General features: G+C 44.3%; 14 protein-coding genes. All 14 read left to right on the forward strand.

Annotated features, from left to right (window positions below; genetic code table 11):
• Positions 1-587: 587 nt before the first annotated feature.
• On the forward strand, positions 588-1,715 hold the full coding sequence (locus VZT47_RS06435; RefSeq protein ID WP_330224149.1) for a radical SAM protein: 1,128 nt from the start codon (positions 588-590) through the stop codon (positions 1,713-1,715).
• 73 nt (positions 1,716-1,788) lie between these two features.
• On the forward strand, positions 1,789-3,363 hold the full coding sequence (locus VZT47_RS06440; protein WP_330224150.1) for an AAA family ATPase: 1,575 nt from the start codon (positions 1,789-1,791) through the stop codon (positions 3,361-3,363).
• A 50-nt stretch (positions 3,364-3,413) separates the two neighbouring features.
• Positions 3,414-5,129, forward strand: coding sequence for an AAA family ATPase (locus VZT47_RS06445; protein WP_330224151.1), 1,716 nt, complete (start codon positions 3,414-3,416; stop codon positions 5,127-5,129).
• A gap of 1 nt (position 5,130) precedes the next feature.
• Positions 5,131-5,475 carry a hypothetical protein gene (locus VZT47_RS06450; protein WP_330224152.1) on the forward strand — a complete coding sequence of 115 codons (345 nt, stop codon included), beginning with the start codon at positions 5,131-5,133 and terminating at the stop codon, positions 5,473-5,475.
• 41 nt (positions 5,476-5,516) lie between these two features.
• Positions 5,517-6,731, forward strand: a complete 1,215-nt coding sequence (locus VZT47_RS06455) for a GT-D fold domain-containing glycosyltransferase (RefSeq protein WP_330224153.1) — start codon at positions 5,517-5,519, stop codon at positions 6,729-6,731.
• The gene (locus VZT47_RS06460) at positions 6,728-6,988 is read left to right on the forward strand and encodes a nucleoside-diphosphate sugar epimerase/dehydratase (RefSeq protein WP_330224154.1); all 261 of its coding nucleotides are present in this window, start codon (positions 6,728-6,730) and stop codon (positions 6,986-6,988) included. The genes VZT47_RS06455 and VZT47_RS06460 overlap by 4 nt, the downstream gene beginning before the upstream one ends.
• Before the next feature lie 276 nt (positions 6,989-7,264).
• Complete coding sequence (locus VZT47_RS06465) at positions 7,265-7,825, forward strand: FkbM family methyltransferase (protein ID WP_330224162.1); 561 nt, start codon at positions 7,265-7,267, stop codon at positions 7,823-7,825.
• Positions 7,822-9,699 carry a rhamnan synthesis F family protein gene (locus VZT47_RS06470; RefSeq protein WP_330224155.1) on the forward strand — a complete coding sequence of 626 codons (1,878 nt, stop codon included), beginning with the start codon at positions 7,822-7,824 and terminating at the stop codon, positions 9,697-9,699. The genes VZT47_RS06465 and VZT47_RS06470 overlap by 4 nt, the downstream gene beginning before the upstream one ends.
• Positions 9,687-11,402 carry a radical SAM protein gene (locus VZT47_RS06475; protein ID WP_330224156.1) on the forward strand — a complete coding sequence of 572 codons (1,716 nt, stop codon included), beginning with the start codon at positions 9,687-9,689 and terminating at the stop codon, positions 11,400-11,402. Before VZT47_RS06470 ends, VZT47_RS06475 begins: the two co-directional genes overlap by 13 nt.
• Before the next feature lie 7 nt (positions 11,403-11,409).
• Positions 11,410-12,594, forward strand: a complete 1,185-nt coding sequence (locus VZT47_RS06480; protein WP_330224157.1) for a glycosyltransferase family 2 protein — start codon at positions 11,410-11,412, stop codon at positions 12,592-12,594.
• Entirely contained in the window at positions 12,591-12,998 is a 408-nt protein-coding gene (locus VZT47_RS06485) for a hypothetical protein (protein WP_330224158.1), read from the forward strand. The genes VZT47_RS06480 and VZT47_RS06485 overlap by 4 nt, the downstream gene beginning before the upstream one ends.
• 4 nt (positions 12,999-13,002) lie before the next feature.
• Complete coding sequence (locus tag VZT47_RS06490; RefSeq protein ID WP_330224159.1) at positions 13,003-14,067, forward strand: glycosyltransferase WbsX family protein; 1,065 nt, start codon at positions 13,003-13,005, stop codon at positions 14,065-14,067.
• A gap of 27 nt (positions 14,068-14,094) precedes the next feature.
• Positions 14,095-15,546 (forward strand): glycosyltransferase, encoded by a 1,452-nt coding sequence (locus VZT47_RS06495; protein ID WP_330224160.1) that lies wholly within the window; start codon positions 14,095-14,097, stop codon positions 15,544-15,546.
• Positions 15,543-16,020, forward strand: a 478-nt coding sequence (locus tag VZT47_RS06500; RefSeq protein WP_330224161.1) for a hypothetical protein, incomplete at its 3' end; no start/stop codon positions are given. The genes VZT47_RS06495 and VZT47_RS06500, both read left to right, overlap by 4 nt.

The following is a 16,020-nucleotide window of genomic DNA, read 5'->3' on the forward strand; positions in this document are numbered from 1 at the left end:
CCGGCATAGATGCGCTCCTTTATATATTTGTTTTTTAGCCGATTCAATTATAGCAAAGGGCACGGCATCTGTGCCTTTTTATTGCCTGAAATATTGAGTTTTCAAGGTTCAGCACACCTTTTATGTGTGGGAAGTTTTAGTTAATGAGGTTACCTTTTCTTATCAGGGCCGACCGATTTGTAAACTCGATGGTACAGAATTGAATCAGTTCTTTGTATACACGGAGAACAAGAAAATGTCATTTTTTAAGGTCGTTACTTCTGTACTTGATCATCGCAGGAGAGAGGAGACTGATCTAGCAGTATCAGAAGGCTGGAACGGAGTACTTGTTCGCTCTAATACCAAAAGGGTAGTGACTTGTTTTACGGAAATTGAAATGAAATTTATAGAGACGACAGAATCTTGATTTTTTAGGTGGCAGTGCAGTGAAGGAACCTGTCTTTTTACTTTTTAAGCGTTGGTGATGGTGTGGCTCTGGGAAGGAAAGCAAGAAAACCTATTTATATGAAGGCTACTATGAAACAACATCTGGCTTTTTGGAAAAATATTTTTTACACAGGATATCGAGACATAAAGGTGGAATCAAAATGGATAGGATAATGGATGGAGTTCCCGTTTTTATTTTCGGAGCCGGAAAAATTGGACGGGAATATTTCAGTACTATTAATCATTTTTATAATTTCGTTGCCTTTGTGGATAATGATGAGGATAAACAATCACGCGGTTATCTGGGACAGGCTGTCTTTCATCCGCAGGCGCTGACTAATTATTTTGATAAAAGGCCTCTAATTTTGATAGCCGCATCGCCGCAGCATCAGAAAGAAATTATTACTCAACTTGGAGAAATGGGGTTTGAATACGGACGGGATGTAAAAGGTCTTTTCACATTTGTCACGCATGAATTGGCAGAGGAAGTTTTTAGACGAGAGGAGCAGGTATTTAATCGTTTATGTCAGATATCACTCACTGAGCGCTGCAGTCTGAAATGCAAGAAGTGCGCCCATGCCTGCAATCTGGTCCCGAATACGAGAAAGGATTTGACACTGGCACAGGCCATATCCAGCGCAGATCATTTTTTTGACATCGTGGATTATAGTCAGGAATTTGTTCTGATTGGCGGCGAACCACTGTTATATAAAGAACTGGATCAAATCATTGAATATATAGGGGAGAAGTACAGGGAAAAGATTAATATTTTTTCCATTACGACAAACGGTACGATTCTTCCCAACGAAAAAATCCTTGAGAACTGTAAGAAATATCAGGTGACATTTCGGATTTCAAATTATTCGAAATCCATTCCGAGATTGAAAGAACAGTATAAAAAATTGATGGAGCTTCTGGACAAATGGGATATGAAGTATCTCATCTCGGATGAGCAGGTCTTCTGGGACTATGGATTTGACTGGGTCGATCATCATATGGATGAGGCTATTCTGAAGCAAACGTTTGAAATGTGCAAGACCCCCTGCCGGGAAGTTCAGGAAAACAGATATTATTTTTGCGTCATGGCACATACGGTTTCAAATAATATGTATGACGGAAAGATCGGACAGGGTGATTATCTGAATCTGGATTCCCTGAAAGGACCTGAAGGCAGAAAAGCTTTCTTTGAATTTGAGCAGGGACAGCTGAAAAAGGGCTACCTTGACATGTGCAACCACTGCAACGGGATTGAAAGCCAGAAGTATGTGCTGCCGGCGGGGGAGCAGTAACGCCCAAAAAAGGACTTTGAAGATGATATCTGGACTCAGTTTGAATGCATTTGTTTCATTATAGGAGCATTTCATGGGTATCTACTTGAACCCCGGCTCAGGAAAATTTAAGGAGGCATTGGATTCCGAAATCTATGTGGACAAAAGCGGGCTCATTGCCTATACCAACAAGGTTTTCGGGACAAAGCAGAAGTATGTCTGTGTCAGCCGCCCGCGGCGCTTTGGGAAGTCCATGGCGGCGGACATGCTCTCGGCGTACTATGACAGAAGCGTTGATACGTCCGGATTTTTTGAGAATCTGGTGATTTCTCAGGATACTTCTTATGACACATATCGAAATCAGTATGATGTCATCAAGGTCAATATGCAGGAATTCCTGAGCCGGACGAAGTCGATGACTGAATTCCTGGAACGTTTGAGTCGATTCCTGCTGAAAGAACTTTTTCGCGCTTATCCGGATCTTGATTATCTGGATGAAACGGATCTCGCCCAATCGATGGGGGATATTTGTTCACAAACCGGGCAGAAGTTCGTGTTCATCATTGATGAGTGGGATTGTATTTTCCGGGAATACAAGGAAGACCATAAGGCCCAGGAACAGTATCTGGATTTTCTGAGGGATTGGATGAAAGACAAGGATTACATTGGCCTTGCTTACATGACGGGTATTCTGCCAATCAAGAAAAACGGGACCCATTCTGCCCTCAACATGTTCATGGAGTTTTCCATGGAAAATCCAAAGGTACTGTCAGATTTTGTGGGCTTTACAGAGGGGGAAGTAAAACCGCTTTGCGAAAAATATCATATGGATTATGAGGAATGCAGGGCATGGTATAATGGTTATTATTTTCAGAATACCGGTCATGTCTATAGCCCGAATTCTATTGTTTCTGCCATGCTTTCCCATCAGTTTGATGATTACTGGAACCAGACAGAAACATATGATGCCTTGCGTATTTATATCGATATGAACTTCGACGGCCTTCGGGATTCCATCCTGAAGCTGATGGCAGGGGGTCGGCAGGTAATCGATACCGGCAGTTTCCAGAATGATATGACGACCTTTGCCAATGCGGATGACGTCATGACCCTGCTCATTCATCTTGGTTATCTGGGCTATGATTTTGAAACGAAGAAAGTTTTTATTCCCAATAAAGAAATCATGCAGGAATTCGTTACGGCAACGACGGCAAAGAATTCCTGGGACGAGGTCATGAAGTCGGTCAAGCATTCGGATGAGCTCCTCAAAGCTGTCTGGTCAGGAGATGAAGAAATGGCTGCGGCTTATATCGAAAATGCCCATCTTGAGACCAGTCACATCCAGTACAACGACGAGAATGCCTTATCCTACACAATCTCCCTGGCTTTCTATGCAGCGCGGCAATATTATACTGTCATCCGGGAACTGCCGACGGGGAAGGGCTTTGCAGACATGGCATTTGTCCCCAGGAAGAAATATGCGGACAAGCCGGCCATGGTGGTCGAGCTCAAGTGGAATCGGGATGCAGATACGGCTTTGAAGCAAATCAAGGAAAAGAACTACCCTGCCGGGCTCTCGGAATACAAGAATAATATGCTTCTTGTCGGCATCGACTATGACCGGGAGACCAGGAAGCATGAGTGCCATATAGAAAAGTTTAAAGAATGAACTTGCGAAAAATGCATTTGAACAGAGTAGGCAGAGTTCGGAGGCCGCCTATGCGAAAACGTCTTGGCGTCGGCATCGATCTTTTTTCGGTGCTACGGGAAAACAACTGCTACTATGTGGACAAGACCGATTTCGTTCGGCAAGTGGCAGAGAATATGGGTTCTGTACTTCTCTATACCCGTCCTCGCCGCTTCGGCAAGACGCTTGCTATGAGCACGTTGAAGGAGTTCTTTCGGATCGGGGCAGAACCAGCTCTGTTTGAGGGACTGAAGGTTGCCGAGGACAAAGCTTTCTGTGAGAAGTACTTTGGAAAGTATCCTGTTATTTTTATATCTCTTAAGGGAGTAGATGGCCTGACATACGAATCCGCATTCAACGCTTTCACGACAGTAATTGGTAGAGAAGCTGACCGGTTTTCGTTTCTTACAGAAAGTGATCGACTGAGCAATGAAGAAAAAAAGGACTACCTTGCTCTCACTGAAAGAGATGAAACAAAGAAAACAATCTATGGAATGTCGCAAGATGTTCTTATGGGCAGTTTGAAAACATTGACTGGATTGCTTGAAAAGCATTATGGGCAAAAGCCGGTCGTACTGATTGACGAATACGACGTTCCTCTGGACAAGGCTTACATCCATGGCTATTACGATCAGATGGTGTCCCTCATACGGAATCTTTTCCATAATGCTTTCAAGACGAATGAAAATCTGGCTTTTGCTGTCATGACCGGCTGCTTGCGCGTTTCGAAGGAGAGCATTTTTACCGGTTTAAACAATCTCAAGGTGAATACCATTGCCTCCCCGCGTGGCGGCGAATACTTCGGATTCACGGATTCGGAAGTCAAAGACCTTCTTTCCTACTTTGATCTTTCAGGCTGCAAGGATAATGTAAAAGCCTGGTATGACGGCTACCGTTTCGGGAATGCGGAAATCTACTGTCCCTGGGATGTCATCAATTATGTCGATGACGTGTTGCAGGGCGGCGGGACGGAACCTGCCAACTATTGGGCAAATTCCAGTGGAAATGATTTGGTTCGCCGCTTCGTCGACCTTGCCACGGAGCAGACATCGGATGAACTCGAGTCTTTGGTTCAGGGAGAAACCGTTAAGAAGAAAATCTCTGAAACGCTGACTTACCGCGAATTGGAAGATTCAATTGACAATGTCTGGAGTGTTCTCTATACCACCGGATATCTGACAGGATGCTCGGAAGGTGATGGGATGTTTAAGCTCTGGATTCCGAACAGCGAGGTCCGGCAGATCTTTGAGGACGACATTATCTCCTGGTTCCATAGCAAAGTGAAACAGGATACGAAATCCGGAGCGCGTTTTTACAATGCGGCAATGTCCGGGAATCCCCGGGAAATGGAAATAGTCTTAAATCAATTATTATTCTCATCTGTCAGCATCCGCGATACTTACGCCAGGAAAGGGCTTCGGGAGACTTTCTACCATGGCTTTGTACTGGGACTTTTGAGCCAGTTTCAAGGGGTTCGGAGCAATTCGGAGGCAGGGAATGGCTACTCGGATATAATTCTTTCTAATGTAAAGGAAAGCACGGCAGCAATTCTTGAACTGAAATACGCCGATTCCGATGATGTAAAAATAATGGAAAAAGCCTGCCAAGGCGGTCTTCAGCAGATTGAGGAGAAAAAGTATGATGTCGATATTCTCCGTTCCGGCGTTGCAACCACTATTTACAAATACGGGATTTCTTTTCACAAGAAGTTCAGCTGTGTGAGGTTGGCAGGTGCTTCTCTTCTATAAAATGGAAACCGGAATGACAATAGAGAAAACAACACAAAATGAATATTTTAAAAGTATCTGCTCTTCAGTGCCTAATATTCTGCAAGGGAAATCTCATGTTGCAAATATTTCCGAGGGGAAAAGTGAGGCGTGGGAACACGCTACTGCATCGGGAAGAAAAGTGATTTCATATGAAGACGCCGATTATTCTTTACTTGCACGGTATTTCGCTCAATTATTGGAAAAGGTAAACGAAAATTCAACCAAGCGATTTTCTGTCAGCGAATTGGATTCTCTGTTATGGTACGGTTACAGGAGTGACCCGGTCCGGCAGGAGATGGCGAGGGCGTTGGCGAAAATCATTTGATTGCAGGAGTATATAGATGCCTAGAGAGAGGAATGAGTTCAATGCAAATAGTGATTTTTGGGGCAGGGAAAAAGGTTGAGACAGTGTTGTCCTGTCTCAAGAAAGATATTAAAGTGGTTTGCATTGTGGATCATGACTCTGAGAAAATTGGGGGAAAATATAAAGATTCTATTGAAATCAAGGACCCGAGGAAGCTTTCTGAAATTGATTTTGATGCAATTGTTGTTTCTGTTATGAGAGATGAGACTATAGAAGAGGAACTGCGTGCAACAGGATTGATTGAAAGAACGGTCTTTTTTTGGAGAGATGAACAAAATTTACTGTCTAAGAAAATTTTCAAAAATCGAATAAAGATTGCATTTGAAGAAGCGGAACTTTTTCAAGCTAGACTGGATAGTGCTCCATATGAATGGGGCCTCAAAGAGTCTCCTCATATTTTGGACGGAGAGATATTATTGAAAAAGATGATATCTGATTATAGTTCCCTTTGCCGTTATGGTGACGGTGAGTTTGAAATAATGATGAATCGGGATCGGGCTTGGTATCAAAAGAAGGATAAGGTCTTAAGCCAAAGATTGAGAGAGATAATCACCTGTAGCTCTGACAAAATCAATATAGCTATAGCACAGGATTTTATTTTAGAACGATATACAGAATCTGCAGCGGATGGAATTCGGATATATATGTGCGGAGAGATCCGAAAACAAATTCTTCAAATGCTTTCCGATGATTGCAAATATTATGATGCTTTTGTCAGCAGGCCATATTTACTCTATCGGAACAGGGAAAATGCGGATCGTATTTTTCCACTCTTTAAGGAACTGTGGGAAAATAGGAAAGTGTGTATTGTCGAGGGAATATTAGGACGTTTCGGAATAGGAAGCAATTTGCTGGATGGTGCATTTGATGTGGTAAGAGTTGCGTGCCCTGCAACAGGTGCCTGGGATTGTTATGATAGAATCAGGAATTACATTGAACAGAATATTTCCAAAGACTATTTGATATTGATATCACTCGGCCCTGCTGCAACTGTTATGGCTTATGACCTTGCAAATGAAGGCTATCAGGCAGTGGATATCGGTCAGCTAGATAATGAGTATGATTGGTATTTGCGGGGGGCAAAGCGGCAAATCCCTATTTCGGGAAAAATGGTTGCAGAATATAATTTCTCACTTGATGAAGTTCAACAGGACGATGCTGTCGACAAAACCTACAAAGAGCAGTTAATCAAGGTGATAGATGGTAATGAAATATGAAAGATAAGCTGATAATTTATGGCGCCGGCCACAATTGCCAATACTTCCTGCGAGCAAAAGTATTTTCCCGCCCATTTGAAATTATCGCCATTGTTGACTCTAATGAGGCGATTCAAGGCAATAATGTGGAGGGCATACCGGTTTCTTCTCCGGCAAGTATAAAAACCAGCGTTTATGATTTCATCCTGATTACACCGGACAAGTGTGAAGGCATTCGGGACTGGCTGGTAAGCGATGGGGGGGTGAATCCAGATTAGATTCTTTACTTCCGGGACTTGAAGAAAAATCTGCTTGAAATATTGAAGAAGGAGTATGGCAGCTGCAATAATGAAGAAATACAGGAGTTTCTAGTATCTGCCTATGATGAGAAAAGTCAGCAGTTTCATATTTTTGGCGCTTATTCTCCTTCCGATACTTATGATTCTGTCCATTGGGACGAAGACGGATTCCCGTATATTTTTTTTGAACAGAAATACAGGATGTACTTTCCAAAGGATTTTTCATTTGCCCATCGGGACGGCAGGCCCTATGTGATGAATCTGCTCTGGGAGCAGCAGGCAGATTCTCCTCATCTCTATGTAGACGGACCGATTTCAGGAAATGTTTTGATTGACGCAGGTACCTGTGAGGGGAATTTTGCACTACGCTTTGTGGATTCTTTTCAGCAGCTCTATCTGATTGAAGGGGACTCAAGGTGGGCGGAGGTGCTGCGAAAAACTTTTTCTCCATTTGGCGACCGGGTCCATATCATCGATAAATTTCTTTCACGTTACGATACAGACGATTCAATCCGTCTTGATTCGCTGCCGATTTCATCAGTCGATTTTCTGAAGATGGATATTGAGGGCGCAGAAGTGGATGCCTTGCTCGGTGGGAAAAGGCTTCTTCAAAGAAGTCATGGCCACGCAGCTATCTGTGCCTATCACCGGAAAAATGATGAGGAAAACATTCGTTTTATCCTGAGAAAGTACGGATATCAAACGAATACATCAAATGGATACATGTGCTTTGTCTATGATCAGGATGGTATTGCGGAACTGAGACGTGGCATTGTATATGCAGAGAAAATAGATAAAGTAGACGATAGCCTATGAAACGAATATGTATTTATGTCACATATGATTCGAAACAGAAAGTGGCCGATTATATCGGCTACTTTCTCTATGCTCTGCGTCAATCTGTTACAACGTTGGTGGTGGTGTGTAATTATACAGAAATTTTTTTCGGTGAAGAAAACTTATCCTGTGCAGATCAAGTGTTTTTTAGGAAAAATATCGGATTTGACGCAGGAGCTTATAAAGATGTCTTCTGTAATTTACTTGGATGGGAGGAGATTGACCAATATGAGGAACTTCTGCTGATTAATGATTCATTTTATGGGCCTTTTTCTGACCTTAACGAATATTTTACACAGGCAGAAAATACAGAGGGAGATTTTTGGGGCGCCATCGAACACGGAGAATTGGCATCTGATGACCAGGGAAACTTTATTCCTCGCCATTTACAATCTTTTTTCCTTGCGATAAGGCAGCCAATGCTATCATCTCATGAATTTCATGAATACTGGGAATCACTTCCATATTTCAATAGATTTGGAGATGTAGTTAAAGGATTCGAGTTGGATTTTACAGAACATTTCAGTAAGCTGGGTTACCGCCATTTTTCTATGGCCAATACGGCTGCTAATGATTCTGAAAATGGGCATAATTACCCACAATATATTTATTTATCTCATGAGTTGATCACACGCAGAAATTTTCCATTCTTAAAACGTCAGCAGCTTATGTATCATAAACTAAAAGCAGCTACGCAGGAAAATGATATTCGCGCTCTTCAATATATTGATCAGAATACAGATTATGACAGTAATCTCATATGGTCTGATTTGATAGCGCATCATGATTTAAATACAATCTATCGTTCTTTGTGTTTGAACTATATTATTTCAGAAAACAAGGGATGTGATTTCGTCAATCTTTCAGATAGTTGCATCATTTTATTGGCAAAATATCAGAATGCAGTGGATGATGTCTTCAGGTATTTAAATTCTTTGCAAGATAGTATCCATCTCTATGTATTAGCGGATACTCCTCTTATTGCTGAAACTTATCAAAAGGCGGGATACTCCAGAGTTCTTTCCATACAGGACTCTGCTTGGATCTGTGAAAATAAAATAATAGAAATTTCCTCTGGGTATCAATATGTTTGCATGTTGATGGACAATGATCTTTCATCGGAGTATGTTCCAAGTTACGATGGGAAATCGCTCTTTTATAGCCGGTTTGAAAATCTTTTAGGAAATGGGCCTGACTATATCGAGAGGATAACAAAGTCTTTTGAAGACCACAAGTATATTGGCGTGTTATTTTATCCGATGCCGGATTTTGGATCACACTTTGCGTCAGCTGATGTGATTGATGATATTCCTTATTCAACAGATGGATTTTGGATTCGGGCAGAGGTTTTAAAGCAGGTATTATCAAATCATGAAGTTATTGATTTGACAGGTGGAGTGCTGAATCCCGTCCTGAAAAGTAACGGCTATTGCTATGGTACAGTTGAATCGGATCACTATGCCGCCATGGATTCCGTGAATGAAAAATTTTATCTTCAGGAGCTAAAAAGTCTTGTTTACAAGCAGATGGGCAAATTCCATTCGTTTACAGAGATGAAAAAAAATATATTTTGCTATTCTGTAAAAGAGTACATTAGAAAGCATAGGGTTATATATATTTATGGTACCGGTGGAGTAATGAGAGAATATCTGCCATATGTTCCTAGGTTTGATGCTTTTGTTGAAAGTACAAAGAACATGAATTCTTTTATGGGGAAACCGGTGCTGACACTTAATGAGCTTCAATATTCTTCTGATGTCGGTATTATTGTTTGCATGAATCGGAAAAATCAGGCACAAGTATTGCCTTTGCTTGAAAAGGCTGGTTTTTCGGATGCTTTGTGCATAGATTAGTGTGGACTATGATGGAAAGGGAAAAATATTACTTATACGGTACGAATCGCGTTGCCAAGGATTTTCTGTATATTTTTGATACGCTGGATATCGTTGGTGTGATTCCGGAGGCAGGATGTACGGAAGACGTCTGGTTGGGCATTCCGGTCGTGACGCTTTCTGATGCACTTTCCGACAGGACCGCAAAGATCATTGTCTGCGGTTTTGCAAAAGCGGAAAAGGAGCAGGAGCTGATCTCCCATGGCCTCGTCCGGGGAAAAGATTATTTTTTCGAAGAAGATTTCTTTGGGCAGCTCGACAGCTTTCATGTTCCGACAGACCGAAAAATCGCTGTCTGGGGCGCCGGCCAGGTGGCAGGTGAGTTTCTGCCGGATTGCCCGGTGAAGGTTTCCCTCATCATCAATACAAACAAGGCAGAAGAGGCCTTTCATGGTATTCCGGAAGTCAGGCCGGATGAGGTGGCTGACTGGAAAGAGTACTTTGTCATCATCGCCGTATTCCGACAGGATGAGATTCGGGAGAAACTGAACAGCTTGGGGCTGAAAGAAGATATTGACTATACGGATTTTCAGACAATCAATGGGCAGCCGTCGGCTATGCTCCGGAAGACAATTTTTAACCGGACCTGCTGCAAACTGGCCTGTGAGACGATGCTGAATCACCTGGAAATCTTTCATGACGGGAATACCCGTTGCTGTTGCACGACTTTTGTGAAGCAGAACCTTTCCTCCGTTATGAAGTGTTCCGAAGAGGACCTGTGGCATTCGGCACTCCATAAAGTATTAGCACTTTCCTGTGTGAACCATACCTATACATTCTGCGACCATTCCATGTGTCCGCTTTTTGTGGGTACGTCTGATTTGACCGTCTCGGATACGCATGTGCCGGGCGTCCCTTACGATTCTATTACTGAACATCCGGAAACATTGGCACTGGGACATGACTTTACCTGCAATCTGGCCTGCATCACCTGTCGGGAGGGTTTCTGCATAGCAAAGGGAAAAGAAAAAGAAAGGATTCATGAGGTAACTGAAAAAATCCGGCAGGACTATTTAAAGAACTGCCTGTTTCTGATCCTTGCAGGAGACGGGGAAGTCTTTTTGAGCGAGGAATACAAGAGTATTTATACAGACCCCGCCTGTGACCCGGACTACATCCGGATTCTGTCCAATGGCATGCTGTTTAATGAAAAAAACTGGACGGCGCTGACTGCCGGAAAGCATGCCAAGATCATGATGACGGTTTCCATCGATGCAGCTTCGCCTGAGACCTATGCCAAGATCCGCCGGGGCGGAAATTTTGAAGTCCTGCAAAAAAATATGCAGTATGCTTCCGAACTGAAGAAGTCCGGTGCCCTCAGATATCTTCGCTTTAATTTCGTCGTGCAGAGAGAAAACTATCAGGAGATGCCGGCTTTTGTGGAATGGGGAGAGCGTCTCGACGTTGACGAAATTTTCTTTACAAAGATCTTAAACTGGGGAACTTATACGGATGAGGAATTCCAAAAGATCAGTATGATGGAAGAGGACGGAATCACGCCGAAGAAAGAACTGCTTGATGTATTGAGTAGTCCTGTGATTCAGAACAGCTCTATTGTCGATCTCGGAACCATTCAATATTCCCATAAAGATGACAAAAAAGGTTTTGTCAAAAACTATTATATGTGGGAGCTTGAAAAAAGAGGCGGGAAAATATTTTCCTGAGGAAACCATGCAGGAGAAGCAGCCATCCATCAGTGTGATTGTCACTGCGTACAATTGTGAACGTTATATTAAGGAGTGTCTGGCTGGCATCCAGAAGCAGACCTTTTCTGATTTCGAATGCATTATTGTAAATGACGGTTCAACGGATCGGACAGAGGAATTTTGCAAGTCTTTTTGCAAAGAGGACGGGCGTTTTTCCCTCATTTCCCAGATGAATCAGGGTGCCTTTGCTGCCCGAAGATCCGGTATTGAGGCGGCCAGTGGGAAATACGTTTTTGTCTTTGACGGAGATGATTTCATCCGGAAAGATATGTTTGAGGCAATGTTTGAGGCGGTCACCCGGGACGGGTCTGATGCGGCTGTTTGCCTGAAGTGTATCTATGATGAAAAAAAGAAATATTCGGCGGATGAACCTGCCGTTTTGCCGGACGGAAAATACGAAAAATCCGATGGAAAAGTTCAGGCCTCACTATTTTATTCCGACACCGGAGCTGACGGCCTGAGTATCAATCTCATCGACAAGCTGATCCGGCGCGAAAAGCTGTTGGCTGCTTATTCAGGCGCAGAAAGCAGGCTTCATTATTTTGAAGATGCTGCGGTCTCTATTCCGGTACTTTTGGATGCGGCAGCTGTTTCAATTGTAAATCAGCCCTTTTATGTTTACAGGCAGCATGGGGATTCCATCTGCCATAAGCAGGATGACCGGTATTTAGAGCAGCTCAATATTTTTTATTCGTACATGAAAACTATTCTGCTCGATAGAGGAGCAGGAAATGTCCTTCCCAAGCTGGAACGTTTTTTCATCGGGCATGTCTTCTGGGGCCTTAATTACATGATGGGACTGCAGGTCAGAATCCCTTATTATGTTCCTGATCTGGCTGCCTTTCAGCCGGACGAAAAACTTCTGATTTACGGAGCCGGCATGGTCGGAAAAGATTATTATCACTTCATGAAGCTTTTCTGTCCGGAGAGAATCGCCGGGTGGGCTGACCGGCGGGCAGGCGAGCTGCAAAAGGAAGGCTTTCCGGTGATTCATCCGGATCAGATAGCTGCCTGCCCATACGACAAAATTCTTCTTGCCGTGATGTTTGAGGACGGGGCCGAAAAAATTAAAAGAGATCTGGTGGGGATGGGCATTCCCGGAGAGAGAATTGTCTGGTATCCAATGAAGACGATCGTGGATGAGCTATGAGCGAAAAGAAGTCGGATTACTTTCAAAGCAGGGCCAATCAATACGAGGACTATTATCATCTGCTGAACCACTGGCTGGAGGCAAAAAACTACGGCGCTTCTGCAGCTGAATATTTTGAAGCCAACGGGTGGAAAAACATTGCCATATACGGAATGGGAGACCTGGCCAACCGTCTGATGGAGGATCTGGAGGGAACATCTGTCAGGGTTTCTTACGGAATTGACAGAGATACGGCAGGTACTGTCGCAAGAATTGCGGAGGTGTATTCTCCGGGACAGAAGCTCCCGTCTGCAGATGCAGTTGTGGTGACTCCCTTTTATTCGTTTGACGCCATAAAAGAAACGCTTGGGAAACAGGTAACCTGTCCGATTGTTTCTCTTGAAAATGTCATATGGAGTATCTGATGCAATGAAGTATTTGGCGTTTTACCTTCCACAGTTCCATGAGATTCCTGAGAACAATGATGCCTGGGGACACGGATTTACCGAATGGACGAATGTGAGAAAAAGCGTTCCTCTTTTTGTCGGACACAGGCAGCCGAGAATTCCCCTGAACAAAAATTATTATGATCTTTCGAATCCGGAGGTCATGGCCTGGCAGGCAGGACTTGCACAAAAGTATGGAGTTGACGGATTTGTGTGCTACCACTACTGGTTCAACGGCAGACTGGTATTGGAAAAACCGACTTTAAATCTTCTTTCTCATCCGGAAATACCATTTCATTTCTGCTTTGCCTGGGCAAATGAGCCCTGGACCAAAACCTGGCACGGGGCCGGTGGAGACAAGGAAATTCTGATTGCCCAAACCTACGGCAGGGAGGACGAATGGGAAAAGCATTACCTCTATTTCAGACAGTTCTTCCTTGATGAGAGGTATCTGAAGCGGGAAAACAAACCCATTCTTTTGATCTACCGCCTGAGAAATATTCCGGAATTCAACCGGATGATCCGGTACTGGAAGGCAAGGGCTGTAGAAGACGGCTTTGACGGAATCTTTCTGCTGTCGATGAACGCCTCTCGCGAGCATGTCGGGCAGAGCATGTATGTGGACGGGACCGTGGATTTCGAACCCAACTATACGAAATATACCATGGCTCCGGTTTCCGGCGGTTTGAAACCCAAGGCAAAAGAAACCGTCCTGTGGAACCGCTTTGCTTTGAACAGCATCCGTTATGATGAAATCTATCAGAGGATGCTGCAGCAGGTTCATGGAAAAGGCCAGTATCGGACGGCTTTTGCGGATTATGATGATTCTCCCAGAAGGCATGAACGCGCCATCGTGACCCAAGGCAGCTCGCCTTCCAGGTTCGGAAAATATTTGAAAGAGCTGACGGAAAAAAGCCTGGCAGAGGGAAATGATATGGTATTTCTCAATGCATGGAACGAGTGGGGAGAGGGCAATTATCTGGAGCCGGATGAAAAATATGGATTTACTTACCTGGAGCAGGTCAGAAAGATAAAGCAGCTGGGCTGAATCGCTTAAGCGGGATTTTTTGATGAGATGAAGAAAATATTATTCTACAATTGGGTTCCTTTCGATGAGACCGAACGCAAGGGCGGCGGTGTGACGGTATATACCCGCAATCTGATTGAGGAACTCTGTCAGCGGAAAGATGTGGAACTCTTTTTTTTAAGTTCCGGAAGGGCCTATGATCTCCTCCATACTGATGTCCGCATTGAGTCCACGGATAATATTTTCGGCCGGAGGGTTCATAGCTTTCAAATCGTCAATTCTCCGGTCTTTTCTTCTGCCCTGATTTCTTTTCCCTTTGTGGAGATCTACCTGAATGACGGTTTGCTGCTCCCGCTCCTAAAGTCTTTTTTGGAAGAAAAGGGACCGTTTGATGTCGTTCATTTTCAAAACTGGGAAGGATTGTCGGCAGCCTGTTTTCAGCTGAAGCAGTTCTTTCCCGGCACGAAATTCATCTATTCTCTGCATAATTATTATCCTTTCTGTCCGCATGTGAATCTGTGGAAGGCGGCGGAGAACTGCTCCTGCCGGGGAGACTGCGGAGAAGCCTGCATTTCCTGCATGCCAAAGGATGTCTTTGCAGACAAGGTCCGGATCAATCAATATGTAAACTATTTAAAAGCGGGAAAGCGGGAAGTTCCGGAAAAACTTCTCGCATTTCAGAAATCTGCTGGAGAATATTATTCTGAAGCAGGCGGGTTTCAAGACAAGTTTCGGGATCCGGAGCTCGCGGAAAAGTATGGGAGATTGTTTAAACGGTTTGCAGATGTAAACATTGCCGGTCTAAATAATGGCATGGACTATGTGCTTGCTGTATCTGAAAGAGTGAAGAAGATAGCTCATTTCCACGGCTTAAAGGCTGAAAAAACATTTGTCTCCTATATCGGTCATGCGATGGCGGAGCACAGGCAAAAGCCGAAGTCAATTGATTTGAGCCATCCTCTGCATATCGCGTATCTGGGCTACATGACAGAGCCGAAGGGCTTTTATTTCCTGCTATCTGCGCTGGAAAGCATGTCTGACAACATGGCAAGAAAATTGGAAGTGACCATCGCGGCACCTGGGAAAGATGCTGCTGCACTTGAAAGAGTTGAATCAATCAGACAGCGTTTCGCGGCTATTCATTATTATGACGGCTATACGAAAGAGAAGCTGCCGGGAATTCTGAAAACTGTCGATCTGGGGCTGGTGCCTGTCCTTTGGGAGGACAATCTTCCCCAGGTGGCAATCGAGATGAAGCTATCAGGAATCCCGGTGCTTTCCTCTGATATGGGCGGGGCGCAGGAACTCAGCGGAGATCCGGCCTTTGTGTTTCAGGCAGGGAACCGGGAGGATTTTCTGCAGCATCTTCTGTATCTGCAGAAAAACCGGGCGAAGCTCTTGGATTATTGGAAAGGCGGTGTGGTGACACCGACGATGGGGGAACATATTGATGAACTGTATCGGTACTACGGGTGGAACGAAGAGGGGAATCAGGTATGAATTACTACATCTTCGGCGCCCATTCCAGGGCGCGTACACTTGCGGAGTACCTGCGGCGCCTGCAGCCGGAAATGGCGCTCGCCGCCTATCTCTATGATAATGATGAGCCCAATGCGAATCAGCAGGACGGAGTATCGGTGATTTGTATGGGGGCGAGCGCCAGCGAGCCGGAAGCAAGGACCAAAGGCACAGAAACGGCTGCCATTGGGCTCGATACCGCCTGCCCTGTCTACCTTGCCACCCGTGGCGTTTTCCATGCGCATGCGACGGAAGTGTTGAAGTCACTCGGATTTACCGATATTCGCCCCGTCACGCCGGATCTGGACGCCAGCCTGCGGAATGCCTATGTGCAGGCGGTTTTCGCGGAGCAGGGGCTTTCTTTTAGGAAGCTGGCAGTTGATACTAATGACACGCAATGTGTACAAAATGATTTTCGCCTGGATTTACCCTGTGGGACAGATGAAAGCAGGACGA

Source organism: Dialister sp., assembly GCF_036343215.1.
Lineage (GTDB): Bacteria > Bacillota > Negativicutes > Veillonellales > Dialisteraceae > Dialister.

What these genes read in the sequence shown, in the direction of transcription:
- VZT47_RS06435 (WP_330224149.1), top strand. Translation starts at nt 588, where the DNA reads ATGGATAGGATAATGGATGGAGTTCCCGTTTTTATTTTCGGAGCCGGA.
- VZT47_RS06440 (WP_330224150.1), top strand. Translation starts at nt 1,789, where the DNA reads ATGGGTATCTACTTGAACCCCGGCTCAGGAAAATTTAAGGAGGCATTG.
- VZT47_RS06445 (WP_330224151.1), top strand. Translation starts at nt 3,414, where the DNA reads ATGCGAAAACGTCTTGGCGTCGGCATCGATCTTTTTTCGGTGCTACGG.
- VZT47_RS06450 (WP_330224152.1), top strand. Translation starts at nt 5,131, where the DNA reads ATGGAAACCGGAATGACAATAGAGAAAACAACACAAAATGAATATTTT.
- VZT47_RS06455 (WP_330224153.1), top strand. Translation starts at nt 5,517, where the DNA reads ATGCAAATAGTGATTTTTGGGGCAGGGAAAAAGGTTGAGACAGTGTTG.
- VZT47_RS06460 (WP_330224154.1), top strand. Translation starts at nt 6,728, where the DNA reads ATGAAAGATAAGCTGATAATTTATGGCGCCGGCCACAATTGCCAATAC.
- VZT47_RS06465 (WP_330224162.1), top strand. Translation starts at nt 7,265, where the DNA reads ATGAATCTGCTCTGGGAGCAGCAGGCAGATTCTCCTCATCTCTATGTA.
- VZT47_RS06470 (WP_330224155.1), top strand. Translation starts at nt 7,822, where the DNA reads ATGAAACGAATATGTATTTATGTCACATATGATTCGAAACAGAAAGTG.
- VZT47_RS06480 (WP_330224157.1), top strand. Translation starts at nt 11,410, where the DNA reads ATGCAGGAGAAGCAGCCATCCATCAGTGTGATTGTCACTGCGTACAAT.
- VZT47_RS06485 (WP_330224158.1), top strand. Translation starts at nt 12,591, where the DNA reads ATGAGCGAAAAGAAGTCGGATTACTTTCAAAGCAGGGCCAATCAATAC.
- VZT47_RS06490 (WP_330224159.1), top strand. Translation starts at nt 13,003, where the DNA reads ATGAAGTATTTGGCGTTTTACCTTCCACAGTTCCATGAGATTCCTGAG.
- VZT47_RS06495 (WP_330224160.1), top strand. Translation starts at nt 14,095, where the DNA reads ATGAAGAAAATATTATTCTACAATTGGGTTCCTTTCGATGAGACCGAA.